This is a genomic window from Klebsiella sp. 141203 (genome assembly GCF_032601985.1).
GTDB classification, from domain to species: domain Bacteria; phylum Pseudomonadota; class Gammaproteobacteria; order Enterobacterales; family Enterobacteriaceae; genus Klebsiella; species Klebsiella aerogenes.
Genome location: NZ_JAQIRL010000003.1, coordinates 767,400 through 792,037 on the forward strand (window position 1 = coordinate 767,400; position 24,638 = coordinate 792,037).

Annotated in this window: 22 protein-coding genes and 1 other RNA gene; 10 read left to right on the forward strand and 13 right to left on the reverse strand. The window is 41.2% G+C overall.

The genetic code is table 11. From position 1 onward, the window contains the following. The 4 genes from PGR29_RS16255 (at position 1) to PGR29_RS16270 (ending at position 3,857) form a co-directional block, all read left to right on the forward strand. Entirely contained in the window at positions 1 to 1,314 is a 1,314-nt protein-coding gene (locus PGR29_RS16255; protein ID WP_229997019.1) for a site-specific integrase, read from the forward strand. Beyond that, positions 1,311 to 2,942 (forward strand): DNA-binding protein, encoded by a 1,632-nt coding sequence (locus PGR29_RS16260; RefSeq protein ID WP_316424895.1) that lies wholly within the window; start codon positions 1,311 to 1,313, stop codon positions 2,940 to 2,942. Before PGR29_RS16255 ends, PGR29_RS16260 begins: the two co-directional genes overlap by 4 nt. Beyond that, positions 2,943 to 3,347 (forward strand): hypothetical protein, encoded by a 405-nt coding sequence (locus PGR29_RS16265; RefSeq protein ID WP_029884403.1) that lies wholly within the window; start codon positions 2,943 to 2,945, stop codon positions 3,345 to 3,347. It abuts the gene before it with no gap. A 96-nt stretch (positions 3,348 to 3,443) separates the two neighbouring features. After that, complete coding sequence (locus PGR29_RS16270; protein ID WP_029884404.1) at positions 3,444 to 3,857, forward strand: hypothetical protein; 414 nt, start codon at positions 3,444 to 3,446, stop codon at positions 3,855 to 3,857. Positions 3,858 to 3,913: 56 nt separating this feature from the next. Here the strand turns inward: PGR29_RS16270 and PGR29_RS16275 are convergent, their stop codons facing one another. The 3 genes from PGR29_RS16275 to PGR29_RS16285 all read right to left on the reverse strand — a co-directional run bounded on the left by PGR29_RS16275 (position 3,914) and on the right by PGR29_RS16285 (position 6,447). After that, entirely contained in the window at positions 3,914 to 4,561 is a 648-nt protein-coding gene (locus PGR29_RS16275) for a hypothetical protein (RefSeq protein WP_029884405.1), read from the reverse strand. Positions 4,562 to 4,865: 304 nt separating this feature from the next. Continuing rightward, positions 4,866 to 6,038 carry a relaxase/mobilization nuclease domain-containing protein gene (locus PGR29_RS16280; protein WP_316424898.1) on the reverse strand — a complete coding sequence of 391 codons (1,173 nt, stop codon included), beginning with the start codon at positions 6,036 to 6,038 and terminating at the stop codon, positions 4,866 to 4,868. Further along, positions 6,022 to 6,447 (reverse strand): hypothetical protein, encoded by a 426-nt coding sequence (locus tag PGR29_RS16285; protein WP_316424900.1) that lies wholly within the window; start codon positions 6,445 to 6,447, stop codon positions 6,022 to 6,024. Before PGR29_RS16285 ends, PGR29_RS16280 begins: the two co-directional genes overlap by 17 nt. A gap of 252 nt (positions 6,448 to 6,699) precedes the next feature. Between PGR29_RS16285 and PGR29_RS16290 the strand changes: the two genes are divergently transcribed. The 3 genes from PGR29_RS16290 to PGR29_RS16300 all read left to right on the forward strand — a co-directional run bounded on the left by PGR29_RS16290 (position 6,700) and on the right by PGR29_RS16300 (position 11,626). Beyond that, a complete protein-coding gene (locus PGR29_RS16290; RefSeq protein ID WP_316424901.1) occupies positions 6,700 to 9,606 on the forward strand; it encodes a DEAD/DEAH box helicase in 2,907 nt (968 codons plus the stop codon). 141 nt (positions 9,607 to 9,747) lie between these two features. Further along, complete coding sequence (locus PGR29_RS16295; protein WP_071844019.1) at positions 9,748 to 11,403, forward strand: patatin-like phospholipase family protein; 1,656 nt, start codon at positions 9,748 to 9,750, stop codon at positions 11,401 to 11,403. A gap of 16 nt (positions 11,404 to 11,419) precedes the next feature. Beyond that, entirely contained in the window at positions 11,420 to 11,626 is a 207-nt protein-coding gene (locus PGR29_RS16300) for a hypothetical protein (RefSeq protein WP_125176992.1), read from the forward strand. Between the two features lie 800 nt (positions 11,627 to 12,426). Here PGR29_RS16300 and PGR29_RS16305 read toward each other — a convergent pair. From PGR29_RS16305 to smpB, 6 genes are all read right to left on the reverse strand, one after another. Continuing rightward, a complete protein-coding gene (locus tag PGR29_RS16305) occupies positions 12,427 to 14,247 on the reverse strand; it encodes a DUF3732 domain-containing protein (protein ID WP_316424902.1) in 1,821 nt (606 codons plus the stop codon). Next, positions 14,247 to 14,693, reverse strand: a complete 447-nt coding sequence (locus PGR29_RS16310) for a three component ABC system middle component (RefSeq protein ID WP_021469938.1) — start codon at positions 14,691 to 14,693, stop codon at positions 14,247 to 14,249. Before PGR29_RS16310 ends, PGR29_RS16305 begins: the two co-directional genes overlap by 1 nt. After that, on the reverse strand, positions 14,690 to 15,853 hold the full coding sequence (locus PGR29_RS16315; RefSeq protein WP_316424903.1) for a hypothetical protein: 1,164 nt from the start codon (positions 15,851 to 15,853) through the stop codon (positions 14,690 to 14,692). Before PGR29_RS16315 ends, PGR29_RS16310 begins: the two co-directional genes overlap by 4 nt. A gap of 249 nt (positions 15,854 to 16,102) precedes the next feature. Beyond that, positions 16,103 to 17,332 (reverse strand): integrase domain-containing protein, encoded by a 1,230-nt coding sequence (locus PGR29_RS16320; protein WP_316424904.1) that lies wholly within the window; start codon positions 17,330 to 17,332, stop codon positions 16,103 to 16,105. 164 nt (positions 17,333 to 17,496) lie between these two features. Further along, positions 17,497 to 17,859, reverse strand: a transfer-messenger RNA (tmRNA) gene (gene ssrA / locus PGR29_RS16325). A gap of 143 nt (positions 17,860 to 18,002) precedes the next feature. Continuing rightward, entirely contained in the window at positions 18,003 to 18,485 is a 483-nt protein-coding gene (smpB, locus tag PGR29_RS16330) for an SsrA-binding protein SmpB (protein WP_015370247.1), read from the reverse strand. Positions 18,486 to 18,638: 153 nt separating this feature from the next. On the opposite strand from smpB, the gene PGR29_RS16335 reads away from it, so the two are divergent. Together PGR29_RS16335 and PGR29_RS16340 are read left to right on the forward strand one after the other, a co-directional pair. Beyond that, positions 18,639 to 19,076 (forward strand): type II toxin-antitoxin system RatA family toxin, encoded by a 438-nt coding sequence (locus tag PGR29_RS16335; RefSeq protein WP_015370248.1) that lies wholly within the window; start codon positions 18,639 to 18,641, stop codon positions 19,074 to 19,076. Beyond that, complete coding sequence (locus PGR29_RS16340; RefSeq protein ID WP_015370249.1) at positions 19,066 to 19,356, forward strand: RnfH family protein; 291 nt, start codon at positions 19,066 to 19,068, stop codon at positions 19,354 to 19,356. Before PGR29_RS16335 ends, PGR29_RS16340 begins: the two co-directional genes overlap by 11 nt. A 63-nt stretch (positions 19,357 to 19,419) precedes the next feature. On the opposite strand, the gene bamE is transcribed toward PGR29_RS16340, so the two are convergent. The 3 genes from bamE to nadK form a co-directional block, all read right to left on the reverse strand. Further along, on the reverse strand, positions 19,420 to 19,758 hold the full coding sequence (bamE, locus tag PGR29_RS16345; RefSeq protein WP_047044418.1) for an outer membrane protein assembly factor BamE: 339 nt from the start codon (positions 19,756 to 19,758) through the stop codon (positions 19,420 to 19,422). Positions 19,759 to 19,905: 147 nt separating this feature from the next. Next, a complete protein-coding gene (gene recN / locus PGR29_RS16350; RefSeq protein WP_045366812.1) occupies positions 19,906 to 21,567 on the reverse strand; it encodes a DNA repair protein RecN in 1,662 nt (553 codons plus the stop codon). Between the two features lie 86 nt (positions 21,568 to 21,653). Continuing rightward, complete coding sequence (gene nadK, locus PGR29_RS16355) at positions 21,654 to 22,532, reverse strand: NAD(+) kinase (RefSeq protein ID WP_015370252.1); 879 nt, start codon at positions 22,530 to 22,532, stop codon at positions 21,654 to 21,656. 123 nt (positions 22,533 to 22,655) lie between these two features. Here nadK and grpE point away from each other — a divergent pair, with 123 nt between their 5' ends. Continuing rightward, positions 22,656 to 23,246, forward strand: a complete 591-nt coding sequence (gene grpE / locus PGR29_RS16360) for a nucleotide exchange factor GrpE (protein ID WP_015370253.1) — start codon at positions 22,656 to 22,658, stop codon at positions 23,244 to 23,246. A gap of 102 nt (positions 23,247 to 23,348) precedes the next feature. On the opposite strand, the gene PGR29_RS16365 is transcribed toward grpE, so the two are convergent. Beyond that, entirely contained in the window at positions 23,349 to 24,635 is a 1,287-nt protein-coding gene (locus tag PGR29_RS16365; RefSeq protein ID WP_026612238.1) for an HlyC/CorC family transporter, read from the reverse strand. Between the last annotated feature and the right edge of the window lie 3 nt (positions 24,636 to 24,638).

The following is a 24,638-nucleotide window of genomic DNA, read 5'->3' on the forward strand; positions in this document are numbered from 1 at the left end:
ATGAAAACAAGCACATTAAAAAAAGATAATAATTTATTTTCAATGATGAAGGGGTATAGCTTCAGGATTTCTGATAGTAAATGGCAATTAGATATAAATAATTGTGTTTACCCACATAAGGTTGCCGATAAAATGCCAGAGTCGATGCGTGTTGGTTATCTTAATACCTTGGCATATTTTTCGTCTGAATATAGTGCAGGCTACATAAAGAATATAAATCACATCTTTAGCCAATGGCTAAGATTGATGGATCTTGAAATGATTAATTCCAAAGCGGTTTATCAATTTAATGTTAGCTTAGGTCCTGAGAAAAACTATAAGCTAAATTCAATAAAGAACTTTCTTAGTAAATGGAAAAAACTCGGTTATGAAGGAGTAGATAACTCAGCTCTAAGAATGCTGGAAAAAATAACCATTAAACCTAATTTAACAGGGGAAGCCGTTAAACGAAGAGATCCGAATAGTGGACCACTAACGGAAGAAGAGCTGAAAATCATACTTGAAAGTATCAGAAAATTGTTGAAAGAAGATAAAATCCCTCTGTTTATTTATTGCTACGTTATTCTATTAGCAACAACGGGAAGGAGGCCATCACAGCTAACTTCGTTGAAAGCGAAAGATCTCATCAGAACGGAAGAGGGTTGTTTTCTAAATATACCGAAAGTAAAACAAAGGAAGAACTTCAGAAGTGTGTTCAGCATGATGAGAATCGACGATAGCCTGTATGAGGAACTTATAACCTTGATTGATCAGAACCAGAAACATATCGAAGGTAGGGTCAAGAGGAATATTAGTCATTTAAAAAATGAATTACCTATACTCATGGACATTAAACAATATGTATTAATTGATACTGGCCAAAGTTTAGATACCATCATGACAACTGATTTTTTACATATGAAGAATTCTTTCATCTCAAACAAACTAAATAATTTGACTACTAAATTCAACATTGGGTCATCAAGTAATAACGGCCCTATACGAATTAATGCAAGACGATTTAGGTATACCCTGGGAACTCGTTTAGCAAAGGAAGGAGCATCAGTTGAAGTAATCGCTAAAGCATTAGACCATAAATCTATAAACTCATCAGGGATATACATAAAAAATTGTCCAGACAATGTTCATTATATAGACAAGATGCTTAATCCTTTTTTTGAACCGCTATCAAAGATATTTCTTGGAGAAGAACAGTCAAAAAACAAGAAGCTCTTTACTGAATATGTTTTAAATTCATTCGGATTTTTAAATGGTAAAAACGACCAAATTGAATGTTTCACTTGTAAAAACTTTAGAGCCTGGAGTTCCCAATGACCAATATAATCTTATTCGAGCCAGTCAATGCTAATAATCCGAGTTCAAATGTTGATGAATTTATTGAATTTTGTAAGAGTAATATTTTTAACTCGAAGTTCGCGATTTCATGGGAAAGCAATGTATGGAAGAGATATTATAGATTCAATAAGTTTGACATGAACAATAATCGAAATAGCAAGGATAGATTAGATGGTGGTTTCATTGATTTTGCTAAAGCTTATATGTTGCATATTCACTCGTTTAACAAGTCAAAGTCAAACCAGAATACTTTGTCAATGTTGAAAATCATTGAGTTTGTTTTAATGAAATCATGCGGAGAAGCTAATGTTATCAAGTGTAATAATAGCATATTTGATGAATGTGCAAGGTTAGCATCTGCCAAATATTCAAAAGTACAAGCAGTTGGAATTGGTAAAGAACTTGAGAAACTATGTTCATTTTTAACTGGAAACAGAATGACGACCTCATCATACTTTTTCTGGGTAAATCCGTTAAGGTATAAAATAACTCAGAGCTGGAAAGGTTATGAACCTTCACTCGAAGGACACTCAAAACTACCAGACATAAAATCCATAATAGCTATTGCTGAGATTTTCTCAAAAGATGAAAACCAATTGTCTACAAGGGACATTTTCACTACTTCTGTTCTTGCACTACTCATGTGTGCTCCAGGAAGAATTTCAGAAATTTTAAGTCTTCCAGCGGATTGTGAGATTACTGAAAAAGATGACAAAGGCATTGAACGATATGGTTTAAGATTTTTTTCAGCAAAGGGTTATGCTGGGGATATCAAATGGATTCCTACAGTAATGGTCCCTATAGCTCAAAAGGCGATAGCCCGATTAAAAAAACTGTCCAACCATGCAAGGTCTGCCTCAAGAACAATGGAAGGTCAAGGCACTGAGTCATCCAAATATGCACTCGTTATCACAAAGCCTCAGAATTTTCCTTGGTACGATGAAGAAAAAAGAATTAAATATTCAAATGCTTTATGTCTTTTATTTGACAGGCAACTATGTCAGAAGAAAAGAAAATATTTTACATCTTTTTTCAGACCAACAGCTGAGTTTTTTAGAATGGATATTAATGCTTTTGCAAGTATTAAAGGCACTACAAACCTGTTCAAAAGACACGGCTATATCAATGAGGATGGTATTCCCTATTCTATTAAAACTCATCAATTAAGGCATCTGTTGAATACTTTTTCTCAAATTAATGGCATGGATGAGTTTAGCATCGCTCGATGGTCCGGGCGTAAGCTTATTTCTCAAAATGTTTCTTATGATCACCGATCACACTTACAAATGACTAAACTCATAAGAGAAAAAACGACAATCGAGGCAAGTAATAGCCATAGGAAAAAAGAAATAGCGATCATGGACATAACTGATTTCGATTCTTTGAATGATGGAGCTGTGCTCGTTACTAAGCATGGTTACTGCAAGCACTCATATGCTTTTGACCTATGTGGTTATTATCCAATACAAGACTCTGGAAAGGATGATGACCGCCTATTGGTAATTCATAATAAAATTATTGAAAAAACATATCATGATAAAAATGATGGGAATGTCAATGCTGAAAAATGGTATGAGTTTCAAACTAAAATAATAAAAGGAGAATAAATGGCTAAACATATTACTGGTTATGATGAAAAAAGCATAACAAATGTTATAAATAACTGGAATAAAGATGAGAAGCTAACCTGGGATGCTTTATGCGACAAGTTAGTAAAGGTCATTGGTAAGAGACCTTCAAGACAATCTTTAAGTAGTCATGTCAAGGTATCGGATTGTTTTAATTCAAAAAAGAAGGTCCTCAAGTGTGGTATTAAAGAAAAATGTTCTATTAAGCCTGCTAATTTAGAAATCGCTTGTCAGAGAATAAAAAGGCTCGAAACTGAAAACGAAGCTTTGATAGCATTAAATAACAGATATTTAGAGCAGTTCAAGATATGGCTTTATAATTGTCATTTGAAGCAAATAACAGTTGAAGAGCTTAATAGACCCTTACCCGTAAAAGATATTTAAATATAATTTGATAGGTTATAACTATTGACATGATTAATAATTATGATATTTCTTTAATTGTCAGGATGACCAAAATAAATTGCAAGGATGCATATTATGGAAAAAGTAAATATTAATCTCATGGAAAGGTATCTTCTTTTGCTTGATAGATTCGTTGATAAACTCTCTGAATCAGGCTTTGAAGAAAAGGAAATTATAGAGCAATCATACCTGTTTTGTGCCGGTTTTTACATTAAATACCAGTCTGAAATAGAAAAGCTAACGTTCTCAAACAGGGAAGTGGTATTGAGTTTTTTGCTTCTTTCTTATTATTGCTATATCAATAAAATTGAAAATGACATGATCGATAAAGGACGAATGAAAAGTGTATGTTCTTCACTTATCGATTTCATTGTGAGCAATGGCAGTAGAACCGAAAAAGTCTACATTAATGAGAGAAGGAAACATGAGGCTTCTACCCTAAAAAGAGAGTTATACATCAAAGAGAAGAAAAGAAAATATGGATTGTGATTATTCAAAAGCCCGTAATAGGAACCTACGGGCTAACTCTTTGTTGCTGATAATTTTTATCTTTTTATTAAATCGATAAGGTTTCTTAGTTCATGATCAAATTTCTTGCTTCTTCTTTTAATCCATCTGATACAAATAAAACTTCCAATTCTTGAGAAAAGATATGTAAACCAGATGTATTTGTGGTCGCTCCACATATAGCCGTCTTTAAATCCCCAAGGCAGTGTGAGAAATGAAATAAGCGCAGCAGCACAAAGTAAAATAAAAATAACGGTGAGCATCTTTGGAACAGGCATAGCTCTGTAATACGATGCTGTGGAGGCAGTATGAAATAACATTGTCAGAAAAGCGGGGATAATAATGGTTTTCCTTTTTAAGTTTACCTTGTGTTCACCCGTTTTTTTATTAACGATAAGTGCATCTTTATACACATCATATGAACCATTCTGACTATACTGGCGAAGCTCGTATTTATAGATAGTGTGTGAATTTCTGAACGGGATACCATAGTCGGAAATCTGCTTCTTATCCCCAGCGTCGGTTTTTACCCAGATCTGACCATTTCCTGGATCGGAATCGATGACTGTGCCAGAGAAAGTCTCAACGAACGTGTAAGTTTCACCTTCGAATTTATTAGTAATGATTTCTTGTTGCTGTAGCTCAGACAGACCAATGTTATGGTGTTTCGTAGTGGAGATACTCATACAAGTTCCTATGTGTTCTGAATGAAGTCATATTCGTTTTATGGAGAAATCAAGGAATACACATGAGATGGTATCTGCCATTTCAAAACCTTCTTCTTATTGGAATAAGAAAATAGACTAGTTAAATCAGTCTATTAGATGAATACTTGTAAATTGACATTTTGACTGAGTTTGCAGGAAAGGCAAATCACTTGTACCGATCGATCACGGATCAATGATAGTTAAAAACTATCAGAGGTGGGTTATCGATCGGTATAAGCGATCAATGTGTTGGGCTGTATTTATCAAAAAAGGCTTGCCAGTCTTACATTGAAAGCGAACTTCTTTTGGATTGAGGTGCAGATTCGATGAGGTTTTTTTGGGGGATAGGTGTAATCTCTACCACCCTCATGCCAGTGATGGTTTTGTGTTTTTTAGGGCGTTTCAGCGTGGGGATTTTTAGGTTTTTCAACATAGCAATGATGTTTTGGAGATAGGGGATGGTTTCCAGCCATCTAAATGTTGAAATCGTATAGCTTCGCTTGGGAGTCTCTTTTAACTCCCCGATTGCTATCGAGCCTTTAGCACCAGTTTCCAAGAGAAGCGTTGCTGTAGCGCCTTCTGCTGTGATTTCAGGGGTAATAGCTTTATTAGGGGATTCGCTGGCAGAGGCTCTCAGTTTAAACAAGAATGCACTATCGCGTTCAGCTTGGTAATCGATCTTGTTTTGTAATTCAGCCCAAGAATACCCTTTTCCTAATTGAGATGCTTTGAACACAATCCCGTTGTATTCGAATGAGAAGCCGTTCATGCGTCCAGTAGAAGCGATGTTCGGGATTGCTCTGATGTTTTGTGCGACAAGCTGATGCACAAACTCAGTGGTTGACGGTTTATAGGCAAGGAATACTTCCAGAGCGTTTTGGATGATTGCTTTTGGGCATAGCTCACCCGTTCTCTTCTCTATCATCATCTCATTACGGGATTTTTTGAGCTTCGGTTTAGGTGAGGGCGCTGCTGGAGATGCTTTCGGTCCTTTGGTTCTTGTCAGATTGTAATCTCTTTCAAGTTGCTGAATTATTCTCGTGCTTGCCAGGTTCTCATTCCTGCCGAGGTAGAGCTTTCCGGCATCAATAGACACTCTGCTGGCGATGATATGGATGTGCTGGCCATCTTTATCATCATGCAACACATAGCATCTGAGATGCGTTTCAGAGAAACCCATACGCTTCATATAGTCATCAGCGATTTTTGACCACTGAGCATCTGTCAGCGCTTCGTTCTTCGACAAGCGAAGCGAATTATGCCATACGGGTTTGACCACATCACGGCGAAGTGCTTTTGTAGCACCAAACTCAGCTATTAGCTCTTTAGCGAGGCTCCCCATCATATTGCCACCTATAACAACTGGATCAACTTTGTGATGAGAAGCAGGCTGTAATGCATAAAGCACTACGCCAGCGAAGCTCTTACCTCTTTTGATTTTATGCATCCCTTTCATCAGAAGGTGCTCTCCACAAATCAGCGGTAATTAAATGCAAGCGAAGCTCTGAGATCTGACGCTTCACCGCGAAGAGTTCTGTTTGCGTCAGAGAGCTTTCATGGCTCTTGTTATCAAGATGAGCCACAATCTTGTTCAGCTTCTGTGAAATTTCGCTAAGCGATTTCCAGGCATCAATATTGATAGCTGGAACGACAGTAGGAAGTATATTGAGTAAAGATAAGCGAAGCCATTCGCCTTTACGATGACGGCCACGTTTCTCGTTGAGAAGCATTAACTCTTCATTATTAAGCCTGACACTGATGCAATGAGAACGAAGTTGTTTTTGTGAGAACTTAGCTTTATTCAAGCTTCGATTACGGGAATGGTTACTCACATCTAATATATTAAAAGTATTATTTTTGACCATATGAACTCCTTTTCAAATGATGATCTTTTATTAACATAATTAATGAAATAGTCAATGTTGAAAATATTATTTGGTAAGGATTTAATAATAATTCTTATAGTTGAGGCAGGACGACATGAACAAAAAATCAATAAGTATATTCTCATTGACATTGAGTTTTTTTTAAGGTGTGTCATTATGTAACTAAGAAGCGGTAGTTATTCTAAACAATATGCCCTAAGTTATTGTTAATTAACGATTAAGTGAGGGAGTATGAGGTACGGCTTACCTGCTAATAGCGGTTTGGATTTGAAAAAATGTAAACCCCTGTTTTACACTGAAGATGATGAAATTTGCCTTACTGATGTTCAATATGACAGCCTTGAAAAAGGAGTAGGTCGAGGCGGCAGTGTCCTGGTTGTATCACCAACTTCGACAGGTAAGACATTGATCGGTATGATCGCTCTGACTAAGGGCCTTTTAGACGGAGATAACGCTGTTTTTTTGGTTACGCATAGAGCATTGGCTCGTCAAAAATTCGAAGACTTTAAAAAACAATTGCTTAAAGATTTTCTCGATGATGACCCGACCGCTTTAGCTCTGGCAACCGGAGATGTAATTGAGGATGCCATAGGAAACCCAGTTCCTACACCATTAAATACAAGATTAATGGTTGCCACATACGAAAAATATTTGGGTATATTGTCTGCTTCTGGCGTTCCTAAGAGCATGACAAGAACAGTTTTTGTATGCGATGAAATTCAACTCATCGGGGACGAGCATCGGGGCCAGCAGGTTGAAATCTTACTAACGTTAATCAAACGAGCTGGTTGGTCGCAGTTAGTCGGTCTGTCGGCAGTTCTGGATAATCGTGATGCTATAAAATTATCAGAATGGTTAGACATAGATTTAATTTATACAACCACAAGAGAAAGACATTTACAATATGAGTGCCGTTCTCATGATGGTGAAATATATAGTTGTAACACTCAATTTCCTGAGCAAATCAAGTCAGTTAGAAATCCAACGCCAGCCACTGGAATAGCAAGTGCAATAAAGAATTATATCGATAATAATCGGGGACAGATACCCATCATTGTTTTCTGTATGACCAAAAAGGAAACATATACCCTCGCTGAGTCTTTAATTAAAGAACATAAAATACCACTAAATTCACAAATGAGCTTAGATTTTGATGGTGTTCCTGAGACTTTTGCTAATAACATGTTGAAAGAGTTTGTTCAATATCGCGTTGCTTACCATAGTGCGGATCTTATCGATGAAGAACGGGAAATCATAGAAAAGAAAATCCTAAATAATGAAATTGATGTCATTTTCGCAACTTCAACTCTCGCTGCTGGAGTGAACTTTCCTTTAGGTACAGCATTTTTTGCTTCGTGGAAAAGATGGGATTTCGACTTAGGAAAAAGTATTCCTATTAGTAGCTCTGAATTTCATAATATGGCAGGACGTGTTGGAAGGATGGGCACTGAACATGTAGAGGGGAATATTATTTTCTTTACGAAAGATAATACTGAACGCACACAAGCGCTAAAATATTTAAAGTTCGGGGACATGCCACCTTTAAAAAGTAGAATAGCACCAAGAAATTTTGAAGGTTTAGTATTACAATTAGTATCTTCAGGGCTTTCTGATAATATAGTTGATCTCAAAGATATTGTTTTTAATACGCTTAGTGGTCTAGTCGAACAAGATACTAACTTAAAAAGCTTTAATCAATGGGGCGATTGTCTTGATGTTTCACTCGATATGTTAATTAAAGAGGGTTTATTGATCAAGACTGAAACTGGAAAGTTACATGCAACTGCGTTTGGAAAAGCTATATCCCTTGCAGGATTTAAGCCTGAATCTGGTGTAAATCTACTCAAATTTTTTGCCCATAACTCAGAATGGTTTTCCGAGACCATTTTGGAGAATAAATCTGCTATAAATAATAGCAGACTAATTCTATCTATTTTTTATGCTTGTTTCTCTTGCCCTGAATTCGTAAGTTATCAGGGGCGTAAAGCTACAAGATATCTTCCTTATATGTTAGGTAAAAGCGTTCTACTAGATCCAACTAGTTTAAATATACCAATGTATGAAACTGTGTGGAAGGCCAACTTACCATCCTTGAATGCTGCTAAATTGGCATTTAGTTGGATCGAGGGCGAGCAACTACGTAAGCTTGAAAAATCGTTAGATGCACTTACTGCGGGTACACTCAACGAACTATATAGAAACTTAACATGGCTTCTTAAAGGGGTATCATCGGTAATTATAGCTTGCGCAGATACAAGAGTAGCTTCTGAATTACGCCCTGATTTTCTCAATGATCAAATAGTAAATAACCTCAAATTTCTTCCACGATTTCTAGGCCGTCTCGCGTATAGGGTCAACACTGGTCTTACTGATGATGCATTATGGTTGACTTCTCTAAATAAAATCTTTCCAGAGAGAGGCTTCAAACTAACTCGTGTAGAAATGTTAAATATAGCTTCTAGCGAATTTAGTCGTCCTGAAATCCTTTCACAAGGAGAAAAGGATGCAGAAGAATTTAGGCTAGGACTATTTCGTAATGTAAAACCGACGCCTCACAAAAAATCTAATTGGTTAAGAGACGCATCTAAGGTTTGGAAAGTAAACCAGAGGAATCTTGCGGCTGAACGGCATATCTATAAAGCCAAAAAAATAGGTTTGGAAAAATATTTCGTAAACTATTATTCTACACGGGGTGTTGAATATGAACAAGCTTTTGAAGAATTACTGAAGTTAACTGGTATATATTATACGAAACTGGACGATGGTAAAAAATTAGGCGCTCCAGATTATTTATTAAACTTGTCAAACTCTCCAGGGCTTGTAGTTGAATTAAAATCAAAATTGGGGGGAAACTTGGTTGATTTGAATGCTGCTTCTGATGTACTTAGAGCTTCTGAACTTCATGGATTAAATGACCATTTTTGCGTAACCCTCTGTCATCCAGGAGTTGATCCAAGTGTTTTATCGGTAATTGAAGCATGTGGAAGATTATCAGTCGTTGAAGCTCATGATCTGGGAGAGGCATTTTTAAGATTGCTTTCAGGTTCAATTACGCAAGAACAAATATGGCAGTGGTTGAGCATTCCTGGAGCTGCTTCAACTGAAGATCTCCCAATGAAAGAATATGTTTTCAGTTGATGTTATTTCAGGAGCTTCGTTTTACATCTTTCAAAGCGAAGCTATTGAAAGCAAGAGGCAACTCATCGAAGAAAGCAAAGCGCTTCGGAGAGTTAGCCCTTGCTTTTAAATTTTATTATTAAATTTAGTAAGGATTCATAGATGGTTAAATTAGAAAGTTATGCTGTTTTTGAGGGTGGCGGGATAAAGGGTTTTGCTTTCACTGGTGTTTTAGATGCAGCTAATGAATCGGGTATAAATTTTGTTGGCTACGCAGGGACTTCAGCCGGTGCAATAATTGCTTTCCTAGCTTCAATAGGATATTCAGGTAAAGAAATTTATGATGAATTAAAAAATTTAGATTTTGAACGATTTGCAAACAACGAAACTGCCTCTAGCATTAAAAATTTAAAAATGGTTTATAATGATGTTTCGAATATAGATTCATCTGGCTTGAAAAGAGGTTTGTCTTCGAAGTTGTTTTATTACGCCAAAGTTAAGTCAAGATTACCTGTTATAAAAATGTTTAAGGATGTAAGAAAACTATTTAATAAACTTAATAAAGATAGAGGACTATTCCCTAAAGATAATCTTGTAAGACTTCTTGCTAATTTAGCCGGGGCTAAAATAAATTTAGGATATTATTTTCCGCAAGATAGGGGAGCTTTTGGCTCAGTTACTTTTATTGAGCACTTTAATCAAACAGGAGTTGATTTACGTGTGATTGCAACCGACGTCTTCAGTGGAAGAGCGATCGAATTCTCCTATGCAGATACACCTAATACTTGTGTTATACAAGCGATATGTGCTTCCTGTGCATTTCCAGTTTTCTTCGAGCCAACTGAATTAAACGGGTATTATTTGGTTGATGGTGGGCTTTCATGTAATTTACCATCATATATTTTTCACAAAAAGAAACACAAAAGATTGCCTGTCTATGCATTCGATCTCGTTTCTTCGGTTCAGGATAGTAAAAACCTTCGAGGGTATAATATATTCAAACATATCAAAAATATGGTTTATGCTGCATTGGATGCTAGTAATAACATAATATCTAATGTGGTAGAAGGAATAGCAGTGCCTATAAAAATCAGTGCGGAGATCAATACATTAGATCTTAACATAAGATCGTCCCAATTAGATCAGCTGTACGAAAGTGGTTATTACGAAGCGAAAAAATTTTTTAATTCTCATAATTTGACGCATTTATATAATTCTAGCTTATCCAAAAATCAAGTGGGAAGATTAATCTATGGTAGAGCTGAGTCATTGTTATATTATTTTGGAAGGGATCTTCCACTTACGTCAACAACAAAAATTTGGTTATATGCTTCGATAACTGCTGATGATAGCGAAATTATATCTATAGGCAAATGGGCTAAGGGTTTTTTAAATGTTCAAAAAATAATAAAAAAAATACCCTCTAATGATAAGCCTACAATTCCTTTTATATTCCAGTATGTTCATCAAAGTGATCATGTTTTTCATTTCGCATCAAATGATAAAAAACAGGTAAAGAATGAGTGCCTTACCTCCTGGCGAAAAAAATCAATAACTGTTTCTTATTCCGCTAATAAAACAAGGGTGTGTTATCCAATTTTTCAATATGGTTCGGATGAAGTCTTTGCTTTAATCAGTATTTCCTTCAATTCACATTATAGTGAATGTCTTTACATTGAGGATAAAAGCTTACCTTGTTCTGAAGAAATTATTCTTGACATTGACAGTAAGTTTGCTATTCTTTTAGAGGAACTATCTGAATTAATTAGAAGTTCATTATATGGACAACAATATAATTTCATGAAGTCATTTTGTTAAAGTTGCGGAGGGGGTTATGTCTAACAAAACGAAACGCACGATCATATTGACGGTAAAAAAACATCCTGATGCTCTTACGAATGATAATTTTTTCACTAGAGATGACGCTGTTGTAATCAGTAATGCTCGTAATGCTCTTGAAATGAAGCAAGCTAAACAGGTGAATCGAAAAACTAATCAGCTTAAGCGCTTTTTAGCAGCAAATAAAGCATTAGTTTCTTGAATGAAAAGTGGCTTGTAATTCTCTCGAATTATAAGCCTTTGATTCAATGGTTAAAAATAGATCACTGTCTTATTAGCTGGCAAATCAGCATAAATTTTTGTGCTATTTTTATGATTTTTATCACCCATCACCCATCACCCTTTCCCCGACCAGTCAAAAGCGAATAGACTTCCAACAGCGTTGATCGTGTTTTAAACAACTACAACCTCTTTATCCCTTTTGAACCATAAGGTTCTTAGTTCCATATAATCATCAAGGTAACGGCAAAAAGCTTTTGCGGGGGATCTAGAGTGCTCGCTTTTGAGCTGCCAGAAAACTATTGAAGTATCTTGCATAAGAAATTAGAGGACATACGTACACAACTGATATTGCGAAAGAATCTATAGGACTTGAAGAGCGGTTGCATATTTCAACTTCTTTGAAATGTGTAAGTGTAGCTTGAAGTGCTTCAATTCTAAACGGACCAGACGCTTCTACCGCTGTTCTTGTATTAGACAGCATACCATTGACTACAAGCTCGCCCAAAACCAGATTCGGATGGTAAGCGCATTGGTGCTTATTTAATGCATGTTTTTGAGCTTCGGTAATAGTGAGGGCATTATTAGGTGCATGTGGTTATTCGAAACATGCAATACTCATTTGTATCAATGAATAGTGATGCAGGCTTCATTCCTATCATATTGAAATAACACGTTCAGAGCTTTCAAATTTTTTTTCTGGATGTTGGTTACAAACCTCGTAGCTGATAAGTTGTGGCACTATGTATGCAATCATAGTGCCCTCATAATCTCTGTACGATTTTATTTGAAATGAATTAAACCATAATTGCCTCTTAATTCATTATCAACAAGCGTAAAGTTCGTCATTTCTCTGTCAAGCCAATAAGACTCTTCAATATGCTCTAACAGTATTATTTGGAAACCACCATGAGGCCGCATTTTCTCAACAAAAGAATTAATTTCATTTAGGGCTGCATCAAGACTTGCAAAGTCATCAGTTTTTTTACCAGCAGTACTAAAATATGGAGTGCTGGGCTGGTCAATGACTAAGAATCGTGGAACCCACGGTACTTTTCTATCTCTTACCAATTCGTGAAGTGCAAGGAAATAAGCTACATGTACATACATATAGTTAGAAGCACTTCCAATATCTATCATTTTTTCAACTTGATTTTTATTTATCAAATCAAGTGTTTTTTTTGCCTTGTTGAATATCGGAGTTGCATCCTCAAATCCTTTTAAAGGCATCCGTTTGAATATTTCCTTTATTTTTCCGTTCAGTAAACTCAATGTATATTCTTTAAAGGCATTATTATCTGTTATCTTGCTTTCTAACTCATTAATTTTAGTAGTTATCTTTTCTATAGTATCAGTATAATCATATTTAGGGAGAACAACTATCCGTTTAATTTCAGAGCTGAGTTCACCCATGAACCGATAAAGCTCGATTGGTGTGATCTTTTCATCACTAACAGTTGCAAGTTTTTTATTCAAGGATGATATTTTAAGTTCTAACTCTTTTCTCTTAGCATTTGTTTTTGATATGAGTGAGTTTTGTCCTTTTTCGGCTATAGCCTTTTTTATCTCTGAGCTTTGGTTCAATAAGGATTTAATGATTGAATAGATGTTTTTTGTATATAATATTTCGCTATAATTATCATCTAAATATTTGGCTATTAAAAGAGAGTCTTGGTTGTCTTTTAAAAACTTCTTATATTCAGTATTTGTTTCTATATATTCATTAATGTCTGTCAGTTCTTTTTTTAAGAGGAAAAGTTCTTTTTCAATTTTTGTTCTTTCATTAATTGCTGGGATTTCGTTTATATCCTTGTAATTAACTATCGCTTTCAAATTTTCAAGTTTATCACTTACAGTTGGTTCATTCTTGCTGCTTTCATTTATTAAACCAAAATAATACGCCCTGTCGTATAGTGATTCTATTTCACTTTCGAAATTGAAATAAGAGTCTTTGCTAGCCGACTGTTTATATTCGATACGAGCAAGATTCCTTTGTAATTCTTCTAACCGCGTTCTCATTATCATAGTTTCGGCGTTTTCACTGCCAAGAGCCATGTCAAAGGTTCGGTCAATACGCTCTCTTGTCTTTAAATCGGAGATTTTCGAATAAAGATGTTCTGAAGAGGTTAGTGTTGTTTGATCTATAAAGCAATGCGGGATAAAATATCTATAGGATACTTTTGACCCTTGTTGTATGAATCTACCACCATAAGGGATTTTTAGAGAACTATTAATACCAAACTCATAATTCAGATGTTCCTTTAAAACATCCTTTTTGATATTGTTAATAGGGATTTGTGGAATGTCTCCATTTTTGTCAAAGTAAACTAGATCATCTTCTTCAAAGTGTGTCGCTTTTCTACAAATAGTGAAATATTTACCGTTTATACTTAATCTAATCCCATACCAATTTACAAAATTATCGACATTTGTTTTTGATATACCATCAGATGATGAGGATAAAAGGCAATAATCAATGATAGCCAGTATTGAGGATTTCCCTTTGCCAGAATCACCTGTTATTACATTTACCTTATTTTCCTCAAGTTCTAAATTCCTCAAGGTTGAATCAATTTGCCATATTAAAATATTAGTAATCTGCATTATAATCTAACTCCACAAATGTCATATATATTGTGTGGTTCTTCTAATAATAAACGTGCAACATTTATAGATGCTGCCTGTATTTTTACGGCTCTTTTGCCAATAAACGGGATCGCATTATCTAATATTAACTTGTTTTTAAATGCTAATTTACCGTGTTCTAATTCAGCTATTCCATTTTCAAGGCACAATGAAACACAATTAACTGAGGATGGAAGGAAATTATAGAATCTTTTATTTATGGATACTATTATTTCGGGCTTGGTTAATAGTAGATCTTGAAAAGATAGTGTATTGGTTTTCTTGTGGGCAAGGTAATCTAAGCTTTTTTTATGAAATATAATTGGTAAAATTAGCATTGCATTGCTTATTTCAATATTTGATGCTATTGATAACACCTCTTGCAAAGAGAATATACCCAAAAGCTCATTGTTATATATTTTCATTTATAGACTGACTCCCAGTTTTGAAGCCATCCTATTTTGGGCTTATCTGAAAGGAGCAAGAACGTTCCTGTAGTCATAGATTTAGGTAATTGATTTTTATCCAACACAATATTACAATTTCCTGTCAATTCAGTATAGACAGAGAAGGCTTTATTAAGATGATCTTCATTTATTTCTGTAAAACGGCTTCGTATATACGTTGCTGAATGACGTGATTGCCATTCATCAAGCGCTTTTAGATACATTAGTCTTTCTTCTTGAGTTGTTAAATCTCCAGAGCTTTGCAATTTTTGAATGAAAGCTTCTGTTTTGGCCATTTCATTTATATATTTTACGATTGAATCGCTATTCAAATCCAAATCTTTGAGTTGTTTGTAAGATATCTTTGACTCAACGTTAGTTGGGTATGCAGATTCAAAATCGTAGTATTGGTCGAAATTATTTATACAATTTCTTGAAATTTGAATAATCCTATCTATTCCCAAATTATTTCGAAAATCATCATAACTTATATTTATTTTGGTGTGATTTTTAACCAAATCATATTTATGTTTAAAAAAAGCACCTGAAATATAATTAAAAGCATCATCTATTTTATCATCAGGGATTGCTAATGTTTTTAGTAATGTTTTTATTTGGCGGATGATCCCATCTTCGCTGTGTTGAAAACTTATACTATTAAATAAACGTTTAGAAGAATTGCTATCGAGTGAGTTTATGATAGAAATATACTTATAGAGGTCATCTGACTTATTTTTATGATCTTGTTCTATCTTTTCTATTTCATCTTTTATTTTTTCAATGTCCTTAGTGTCGTTAGTCAAAAGTTGCACGATACCAGGCTCTAAGGTAAGACCTTTGTTAGTGTAAAAAATAAGGCTAATGCTTTTGTCGCCTATGGTCTTAATCGCCTCTGACCAATTATATAATGTTTTCCATAAGTCTATGTCTTTATTAGTTATATTAGACTTGTTAATTGAATGTTTAACTTGAACCAAAGTTTTATGACCCTCGATGCTCTCAAGATGGAGATCGTCATAAACTTCAATCCCAATGTGTTCTTCTGGTTTAAGCTCTAAGGCATGTTTTAAAGCAACGTAATCTTGATAGGTAAAACCTATTGAATTTTTGTCAGCATTAGTTTTTTCAAAGAAATCCATATGGTAGCCCACTAAGGAAACAAGCAATGAAAGCATAAAAAAACATCAGTATCTTTTTTTCACCATATCAAACACTAAAAACATATGGAAGCATACGTATCAAAGTTTAGTTATATAACCTTATGTTTTTATACTGGTTTTATGTACATGTGCGCTTTTAATTCGAGAGCATGTTTTAGCTACGGGGCATTCGTCAGCATATGGGCATTTCAGGCTATCCCTATCCTTCTTGCTAATCCCCTGTATCAGTCAAGCAGCGATAGCTTTAGCTCTTTGAGTTTGAACGTAATCACTCCACCATTGCATCAAACTCTGTCGCTCTATCAGATATTCTGCACGATTGTATGCTGCGATAATTTCATCTTTTTTTGAGTGGGCAAGCGCTGCCTCAAGAACTTCAGCTCTGAACTTACCAGACTCCTCTGCCGCTGTTCTTGCAATAGAACGCATACCGTGAGCTACAAGCTCGCCTCCAAACCCCATTCGGATGATAGCTGCGTTGGCTGTTTGTTCATGCATATGGTTAAGAGGCGCTTTAATGCTAGGGAAAACCCATTCTCTATGTCCACTTATTGATTTCATTAATTCAAGGATGTGCAAAGCTTCTTTACTCAAAGGAACTTTGTGAGGCTTTTTCATTTTCATAAAATCAGCAGGAATGTTCCAAATGTTGTTGGTTGTATCAATATCAGACCACCTTGCGCGAACAGCTTCACCCGGACGAACCCATGTCAACAATTGCCATTCAATTAGCATACGTGTTTCCAACCGGATTGACGCATTCGTCAAAGATTCCATAAACCTTGGCAATTCGCTTGGGGGAAGGGCAGGCATATTTTGCTTTTTTGGTTTACTGAATCTTTGACCAAGGTTGTCAGCCGGGTTGAACTCAATAAGTTCTTCAGTGGCTGCCCACCGGAAGATTTCATTCAGACGTGAAATGATACGGCGTAGAGTTTCCAATACGCCTCGTTGCTCAATAGGATCAAGGTGTTGTTTTAAGAGCTTAGGTCGGATCTCATTGATAGGGACATTACCCAGACCAGGAAAGACATTTCTCTCTAAGCTGCGCCAGATGTCTTCTGCATGGTCTTGTGAGATACCTGATGTCTTTACCTTCTCATCTAACCATTTCCGCGCTACGGCTTGGAGAGTGTGCTCAGTAGCACTCTTTAATGCCTTCGCCTTATCGTTGTTATGGATTTGGGGATCAACACCATTTGCCAGAAAGGAGAGATATTCATCACGTAAGGCTCTGGCTCTTGCAAGGGTAAGGTGAGGATATGTCCCAAGGCTCATTTTGGTTCTTTTCTTGCTCACTGGTACTGCATACCTGAAATACCAATTTTTCTTGCCTCCTTTCGCCAAAGGAGCGATTCGTAGAATCAAACCATCTCCGTCAAACAAGTTGATTTCTTTATCGGCTGGCTTGGTGCTTTTGATTTCAGTGTCAGTGAGCTTCTTAGCGATTTTTGCCATTTGGGACCCTCGATTTTTGGACCCTTCTTAGTGGGTCCCATTCAGGGTGCCATAACTCGTAGTTCTCAGCAATTCTCACTGGACGACAATAGACGTAAAAAAGCCCGCAGAGCTTGTGCTGTGCGGGCTTAGTAGACTTCATTGAACTTCAAACAACTAAAAAGTGGTGGAGCTGGCGGGAGTTGAACCCGCGTCCGAAATTCCTACATCCTCGGTACTACATGCTTAGTTTGTCTTTACATTCGCACGCCAGCTGCGGACAGACACGCCACTAACGAACTAGCCTGATTAGTTTTAGCACTTCAACCCCAGGCAGGGCATCCGCGCGATCTCTTTTGGGTTTGACCTCTCTTGATCCCCGTCCTAAGAGCGGAGGCTAGGGAGAGAGGGCTCTAAGCAGGTTATTAAGCTGCTAAAGCGTAGTTTTCGTCGTTTGCGACTATTTTTTTGCGGCTTTTTACGAGGCCAACCGCCCCTCGGCATGCACCTTGGGTTTCGCGAATCCCGTCGAATCCAGAATCAGCCCCAATGTGTACTTGAAGTATAACAGATTTATGAAGGTGGTTACCAGCCCCCGAAGCGAGGATTCTGGCGGCATATCGAGTGAAAAATCAGCGACAACAGCAATATAGCATGGGGCCAGAGGGAGCTGGCCCGCAGAAAGGGGGGATTACCGCCCGGCGTTCTTCATGATGCGCGCCTTATCGACCGCCCATTCACGATCTTTCACGTCGGTGCGTTTATCGTGCTGTTTCTTACCTTTCGCCACGCCGATTTTCACTTTGCACCAGGCGTTCTTCCAGTACAACGACAGGGCGACGACGGTATAACCTTCGCGGTTGATGCGGCCGTAAAGCGCATCGAGCTCGCGCTGATTGAGCAGCAGCTTGCGGGTACGGGTCGGATCGCAAACGTAATGCGTGGAGGCGACCGCCATTGGCGTGAAGTTGGCGCCGAAAAGATAGGCTTCGCCATCTCTCAGAATGACATAGCTATCGCCGATGTTGGCTTTGCCGGCACGCAGAGATTTCACTTCCCAACCCTGCAGCGCGAGGCCTGCCTCGTATTCATCTTCGATAAAGTATTCGTGACGGGCGCGTTTATTCAGCGCAATGGTGGCTGATCCAGGTTTGTGGGCTTTTTTCTTAGTCATAATGTCCTGAAGTCATCGCTAGTTCTAAACATTGTTACCTCAATCCTTCCTGCGAGGCGTAATGGGCTATCTTAGCACGAGTTATGGTACAGCGTTTTTTTTAGCAGCAGATAAATGATATTATTTGTCCCGTGTTTAAATGTGGAACCTGCTATGCCTCAGATTAGCCGTACTGCGCTGGTGCCTTTCAGCGTGGAACAGATGTATCAACTCGTAAATGATGTGAAGTCCTATCCCGATTTCCTGCCTGGCTGCACCGGTAGCCGAGTGCTGGAGGCCGGGCCGACGCAAATGACGGCGGCGGTTGATGTGTCCAAGGCCGGCATCAGCAAGACTTTCACGACGCGTAATACGCTGACCGATAACCAGAGTATCCTGATGAGCCTGGTCGATGGGCCGTTCAAAAAGCTGATTGGCGGCTGGAAGTTTATTCCGCTCAGCCCGGATGCGTGCAAAATTGAGTTTCATCTCGATTTTGAGTTCACCAACAAGCTGATTGAAATGGCTTTTGGTCGCATCTTTAAAGAGCTGGCCGCCAATATGGTGCAGGCGTTCACCACGCGCGCCAAAGAGGTGTATCGTGTCGGCTAATATTGTGGTTGAAGTCGCGTATGCGCTGCCGGAAAAACAGTACCTGCAACGCGTGAAGCTGCAGGCTGGGGCGACGGTCGAGCAGGCGATTATCTCAAGCGGCATTCTGGCGCTGCGCGAAGATATCGATCTGGCGAAGAATAAAGTCGGCATCTACAGCCGTCCGGTCAAGCTGCACGACGAAGTCCATGATGGCGACCGCGTAGAGATTTATCGCCCGCTGATTGCTGACCCGAAAGAGCTGCGTCGGCAGCGGGCTGAAAAGCACGCTGAGAAATAAGCGGGAATGCACAATTAAAAAAAGCGCTCATTGAGCGCTTTTTGCATTTCTACTGGCCTGAGATTACTTGGTCAGCGCCGGTTTGTTATCAATGTTGGTTAACACACCGCTGCTGTCGAAGGTCAAGGTCAGGGTCTGCTGGGTCACTTTCTCATGGCCCGGCTGCTGGCGGAAAACGTAGAACCAGGTGTTGCTACCAAATGGATCTGACATCATCGGCGTACCCAGCGCATAAGCAACCTGCTGTTGTGTCATGCCGACACGAATTTTTGCGACATCGGTTGGTGCCAGATAGTTACCCTGGTTGATATCAGGACGGTAAACCACTCGTTCCAGAGTGGAACAGCCTGCGGTCAACATAAGGAGAACCGCTGCGGCAGCAGTCAGCGTTTTACAGCGCATAGTGATTTGATTCCTTTTTGGGCCCGAGCAATACGTGGCTCATCTGTAATATGCCGATAATAATAGACCTTTGCCCGGTTGGGAACCTTCGACTGCAGGTCTATTGGCAATTTGCTGTTCACTATGACTCTGTGAAAATCAAAAAGTTTACGCCGCAAGCAACTCTTTCGCGTTCGCCAGGGTGTTGCGGGTCACCTCGCTACCGCCCAGCAGACGGGCCAGTTCCTGCAGTCTGGCGCGTTTATCCAGCGCATGCATGTGTGTCTCGGTCATCTCGCCATCGGTCTCTTTGCAGACAAAGAAATGATGGTGACCACAGCCAGCAACCTGCGGCAGGTGAGTCACGCACATGACCTGCGTGGATTCTCCCAACTGGCGGAGCAGTTTGCCGACAACCGCCGCCGTCGGGCCGCTGATGCCGACATCGACCTCATCGAAAATCAGCGCCGGGGTTTCCATTTTACGAGCGGTAATAACCTGAATAGCCAGTGCGATACGCGACAGCTCGCCGCCGGAGGCCACTTTAGCGATCGGCTGCAGAGGTTGCCCCGGGTTGGTGGTGACGCGGAACTCAATATGGTCGGCGCCTTCGGCGGTCAGATGGCGTTCATCAAAGGCGACATCAATGGCAAACACGCCGTGCGGCATAGAAAGTGAGTGCATACTTTCCGTAATCAACTGGGTGAGTTCATCGGCGCTGCGCTGACGCAGGGCGTGCAGTTCTTGCGCCGTTTCCAGCGCCAGGCGGTGATGCTCAACGACCAGCTGGCTCAGCGATTCCAGCGAACCGGCGCTGTCGTCCAGCAGACGCTGCTCATCCAGCATGGCCTGATAGAACGCCGGCAGCTCTTCCGGCGCAATCTGATGCTTACGCGCCAGCGCGATCTGCCGGGAAATGCGCTGCTCCAGTTCGAACAGACGGTTAGGGTCGAGATCGAGACGGTCATTGTAGTGGCGCAGCTCATCGGTCGCTTCGCTGAGTTGAATAGAGGCTTCTTCCAGCATATCGAGCACGCTGGAGAGTTTGCTATCCATGCCGACCAGCTCGCTAACCAGCTGTTTAGCGGTATAAAGCTGGCTTTGCAAATTGGCCTCTTCGCCGTCGGCCAGTACCGTTAACGCATGCTGACAGGTACTGAGCAACTGGCCGCTGTTGGCCAGACGTTTGTACTCTTCGTCAATCTGTTCGAACTCGCCCGGCAGAGGATTAAATTCGTTCAGCTCTTTGAGCTGGTATTGCAGCAGGTCTGCGCGGGCGGCGCGTTCCTGGCTCTGCTGCTGATGCTGCGCCAGCTCCCGGCAGCTCTGGTGCCACTGGCGGTAGCGTTCCGCCATGCGCTGAGTAAGCGCATACTCACCGGTATAACCATCAAGCAGGGTTTTCTGATGTTCGGCTTTGGTGAGTAACTGATGGGCATGCTGGCCGTGGATCTGGATAAGCAACTGACCCAGCTCGCGAAGCTGAGAAAGAGGCACGGCGGTACCGTTGATAAAACCGCGGGAGCGACCGTCAGCGCTGATCACGCGGCGAAGTAAACACTCACGCCCGCTCTCCAGTTGGTTCTCTTCCAGCCAGCGCTGGGCGGCAGGGGTATCTTTCAGCGCGAAGCGCGCGCACAGGTCGGCACGACTGGCGCCGCGGCGCACCATGTCAGCTTCGGCTCGGCCGCCGAGACACAACCCCAGCGCGTCGATGGCAATGGATTTCCCGGCGCCGGTTTCCCCGGTGATGGCGGTCATGCCGCTGTGAAAATCAATTTCCAGTTCACGAACGATAGCGAAATTGCTGATGGTGAGTTGCGCCAACATAGCTGCCTTCCTGTATGAAAAACCATTACTGTGTTTTCGTACAGTATAGACTGGTTTTTTATCCAGTAAAGAGGCAGCTTGTAAAATCAGAACAATTTTTTCGACCAGCCCAACTTAGTGCTTAATGTATTGAAATAGCTGTAGTCTTTCGGGTGAATCAGATTGAGGTGATAATCACAGCGGCGGATGAGCACATCTTCGCCGTCCTGGATGGGTAGCGCAATCTGGCTGTCGCAGCTGATTTCCAGATCGTTGCAGCGCTGCGAGAAGCGCAGGCGAATGGTGCTATCGCCGTTAATCACCAGCGGCCGCGCTGATAGCGTATGCGGGAACATCGGTACCAGGGTGATGGCGTCCAGAGAAGGCGTGAGAATAGGGCCGCCGGCCGAGAGCGAATAGGCCGTCGAACCGGTAGGCGTGGAGATAATCAGGCCGTCGGAGCGCTGGGAGAAGGCGAACACTTCATCGATATAGACCTCGAACTCAATCATGTGCGCGACTTTACCCGGGTGCAGCACCACTTCATTGATAGCCGTGCTGATCCGCTTCTGGCAGTCATGCTGGCACACCTGGGCTTCCAGCAGAAAACGTTTTTCGGCGATATAGTGGCCTTCAAGTACGTCGGCCAACTGCTGGAGCGCGTTATCCGGGTCAAGGTCGGTAAGAAAACCAAGATTGCCGCGGTTAATGCCGATGACGTTGATGTCATAGCGCGCCAGGGTACGCGCCGCGCCGAGCATATTGCCGTCGCCGCCGACCACCACCGCCAGATCCGCCTGCTGGCCGATTTCCGCCAGCGTGCCGGTTTTAACATTGCTAAGCTGGAGTTCATGGGCGATTTGCTGCTCGACCAGCACCTCATAGCCTTTGCCGCATAGCCAGCGCCAGAGCATTTCATGTGTGGTCAGGGCGGTTGGGTGACGAGGGTGTCCCACAATGCCGATACACTTGAAATGGTTCTTCATGATCTGGATGTCCTTGGGTTAAATGAATGATGACAATCTGTCTGCTTCCCTTGAATCCCGGAAACTGATCCCCATAATAAGCGAAGTTAGCGAGATGAATGCGAAAAAAACGCGGAGAAATTCATGAGTAGTAAAGAACAGAAAACGCCTGAGGGGCAAGCCCCGGAAGAAATTATCACGGAGCAGCACGACAACGTAGAGGCGGTAGAGCCTGAGGTTTCTGCTGAGCAGGTGGATCCGCGCGATGAAAAAATTGCGAATCTGGAAGCACAGCTGGCCGAAGCGCAAAAGCGTGAACGTGATGTGATGCTGCGCGCAAAAGCGGAAGAAGACAACCTGCGTCGTCGCACCGAACAGGATATCGAGAAAGCGCATAAATTCGCCCTGGAGAAGTTCGTTAACGAACTGCTGCCGGTTATCGATAGCCTGGATCGCGCGCTGGAAGTGGCTGATAAAGCTAACCCGGATATGGCGCCGATGGTTGAAGGGATCGAACTGACTCTGAAATCGATGCTGGACGTCGTGCGTAAGTTTGGCGTGGAAGTGGTTGCCGATACCAACGTACCGCTGGATCCTAACGTGCATCAGGCCATCGCGATGGTCGAGTCTGACGATGTGGCTGCCGGCAACGTGCTGGGCGTGATGCAGAAGGGTTATACCCTGAACGGTCGTACTATTCGCGCCGCGATGGTAACCGTCGCGAAAGCGAAGTAATTCGTTAGTTCGCCAGTAACGGCTGCCTGCGGGTGGCCGTTTTTATTGGCTTTAAATAAAAAACGGCGAACCGAAGTTCACCGTTGTTCTTTGCTGGCTGCGCTATTCCGCCACGCTTTCGCGTAATGATTTCACCGGCATCACTTTCACCTGCTTAATCATATTGTCCTGTACGTCGAGAATATCGATATCATACTGTTCGATACGTACGCGGGTTCCAGGGACTGGGATCTCCTCCAGCGCTTCCAGAATAATGCCGTTAACGGTACGCGCGTCGTCTTCCGGCAGGTGCCAGTTGAACGCTTTGTTGATTTCCCGTACGTTGGCGCCGCCGTCAATAATCACCGAGCCGTCATTAAGCGGCGTCACTTCTTCGGCAAGGGTCGGCGACATCGAGGTGGTGAAGTCTCCCACGATCTCTTCAAGAATATCTTCAACGGTGACCAGCCCCTGAATATCACCATATTCATCGACCACCAGGCCGACTTTCTTTTTATTACGCTGGAATTTCACCAATTGCGTGCTGAGCGGCGTACCTTCCGGCACAAAGTAAATCTCATCTGCCGCTCGCAACATGATCTCTTTTGTGAACTCTTTCTTTTCCGTCATCAGACGATAGGCTTCACGGACGCGCAGCATGCTGATGGCATCGTCCAGCGAATCACGATACAGCACGATACGGCCATGCGGCGAGTGGGTTAGCTGGCGGACGATAGATTTCCAGTCATCGTTGATATCGATACCGACGATCTCATTGCGCGGCACCATGATGTCATTAACGCTGACCTTTTCCAGATCCAGGACCGACAGCAGCATGTCCTGATTCCGCCGTGAGATTTGTGAACGGGATTCATTCACAATCGTTCGTAGTTCATCTTTGCTTAATGCGCCGCTAATGACGTGATCGGTTTTAATGCCCATCATGCGCATCAGTACGCGGGTAATGGTGTTCAACAGCCACACCAGCGGCATCATCAGTACCTGTAGCGGCGCCAACAGGAAACTGCTGGGGTAGGCGACCTTTTCCGGGTACAGGGCGGCAATGGTTTTAGGTAAGACTTCGGCAAACACCAGCACGACAAAGGTGAGCACGCCGGTGGCGATAGCCACGCCGGCGTCGCCGTACAGACGCATGCCGACGATGGTTCCCAGCGCCGAGGCCAGGATATTGACGAGGTTGTTGCCGATGAGCACCAGGCTAATGAGGCGATCCGGCTTACGCAGCAGCTTTTCCACCCGCTTAGCCGGGCGGTTGCCTTGTTTCGCCATATGGCGCAGCCGATAGCGGTTCAGCGTCATCATGCCGGTTTCGGAACCGGAGAAATAGGCGGAGATAATCACCATGATGATCAGCGTGACGATCAGCGTGGTGGTAGAAATGTGTTCCAGGAG

Bases quoted from the DNA above. Each gene is read 5' to 3' on its own strand.
- PGR29_RS16320 (WP_316424904.1), bottom strand. From the start codon at position 17,332: ATGGCAAAAATCGCTAAGAAGCTCACTGACACTGAAATCAAAAGCACC.
- PGR29_RS16270 (WP_029884404.1), top strand. From the start codon at position 3,444: ATGGAAAAAGTAAATATTAATCTCATGGAAAGGTATCTTCTTTTGCTT.
- PGR29_RS16305 (WP_316424902.1), bottom strand. From the start codon at position 14,247: ATGCAGATTACTAATATTTTAATATGGCAAATTGATTCAACCTTGAGG.
- grpE (WP_015370253.1), top strand. From the start codon at position 22,656: ATGAGTAGTAAAGAACAGAAAACGCCTGAGGGGCAAGCCCCGGAAGAA.
- PGR29_RS16295 (WP_071844019.1), top strand. From the start codon at position 9,748: ATGGTTAAATTAGAAAGTTATGCTGTTTTTGAGGGTGGCGGGATAAAG.
- recN (WP_045366812.1), bottom strand. From the start codon at position 21,567: ATGTTGGCGCAACTCACCATCAGCAATTTCGCTATCGTTCGTGAACTG.
- PGR29_RS16275 (WP_029884405.1), bottom strand. From the start codon at position 4,561: ATGAGTATCTCCACTACGAAACACCATAACATTGGTCTGTCTGAGCTA.
- smpB (WP_015370247.1), bottom strand. From the start codon at position 18,485: ATGACTAAGAAAAAAGCCCACAAACCTGGATCAGCCACCATTGCGCTG.
- PGR29_RS16260 (WP_316424895.1), top strand. From the start codon at position 1,311: ATGACCAATATAATCTTATTCGAGCCAGTCAATGCTAATAATCCGAGT.
- PGR29_RS16300 (WP_125176992.1), top strand. From the start codon at position 11,420: ATGTCTAACAAAACGAAACGCACGATCATATTGACGGTAAAAAAACAT.
- bamE (WP_047044418.1), bottom strand. From the start codon at position 19,758: ATGCGCTGTAAAACGCTGACTGCTGCCGCAGCGGTTCTCCTTATGTTG.
- PGR29_RS16255 (WP_229997019.1), top strand. From the start codon at position 1: ATGAAAACAAGCACATTAAAAAAAGATAATAATTTATTTTCAATGATG.
- nadK (WP_015370252.1), bottom strand. From the start codon at position 22,532: ATGAAGAACCATTTCAAGTGTATCGGCATTGTGGGACACCCTCGTCAC.
- PGR29_RS16310 (WP_021469938.1), bottom strand. From the start codon at position 14,693: ATGAAAATATATAACAATGAGCTTTTGGGTATATTCTCTTTGCAAGAG.
- PGR29_RS16280 (WP_316424898.1), bottom strand. From the start codon at position 6,038: ATGAAAGGGATGCATAAAATCAAAAGAGGTAAGAGCTTCGCTGGCGTA.
- PGR29_RS16290 (WP_316424901.1), top strand. From the start codon at position 6,700: ATGAGGTACGGCTTACCTGCTAATAGCGGTTTGGATTTGAAAAAATGT.
- PGR29_RS16265 (WP_029884403.1), top strand. From the start codon at position 2,943: ATGGCTAAACATATTACTGGTTATGATGAAAAAAGCATAACAAATGTT.
- PGR29_RS16315 (WP_316424903.1), bottom strand. From the start codon at position 15,853: ATGGATTTCTTTGAAAAAACTAATGCTGACAAAAATTCAATAGGTTTT.
- PGR29_RS16335 (WP_015370248.1), top strand. From the start codon at position 18,639: ATGCCTCAGATTAGCCGTACTGCGCTGGTGCCTTTCAGCGTGGAACAG.
- PGR29_RS16285 (WP_316424900.1), bottom strand. From the start codon at position 6,447: ATGGTCAAAAATAATACTTTTAATATATTAGATGTGAGTAACCATTCC.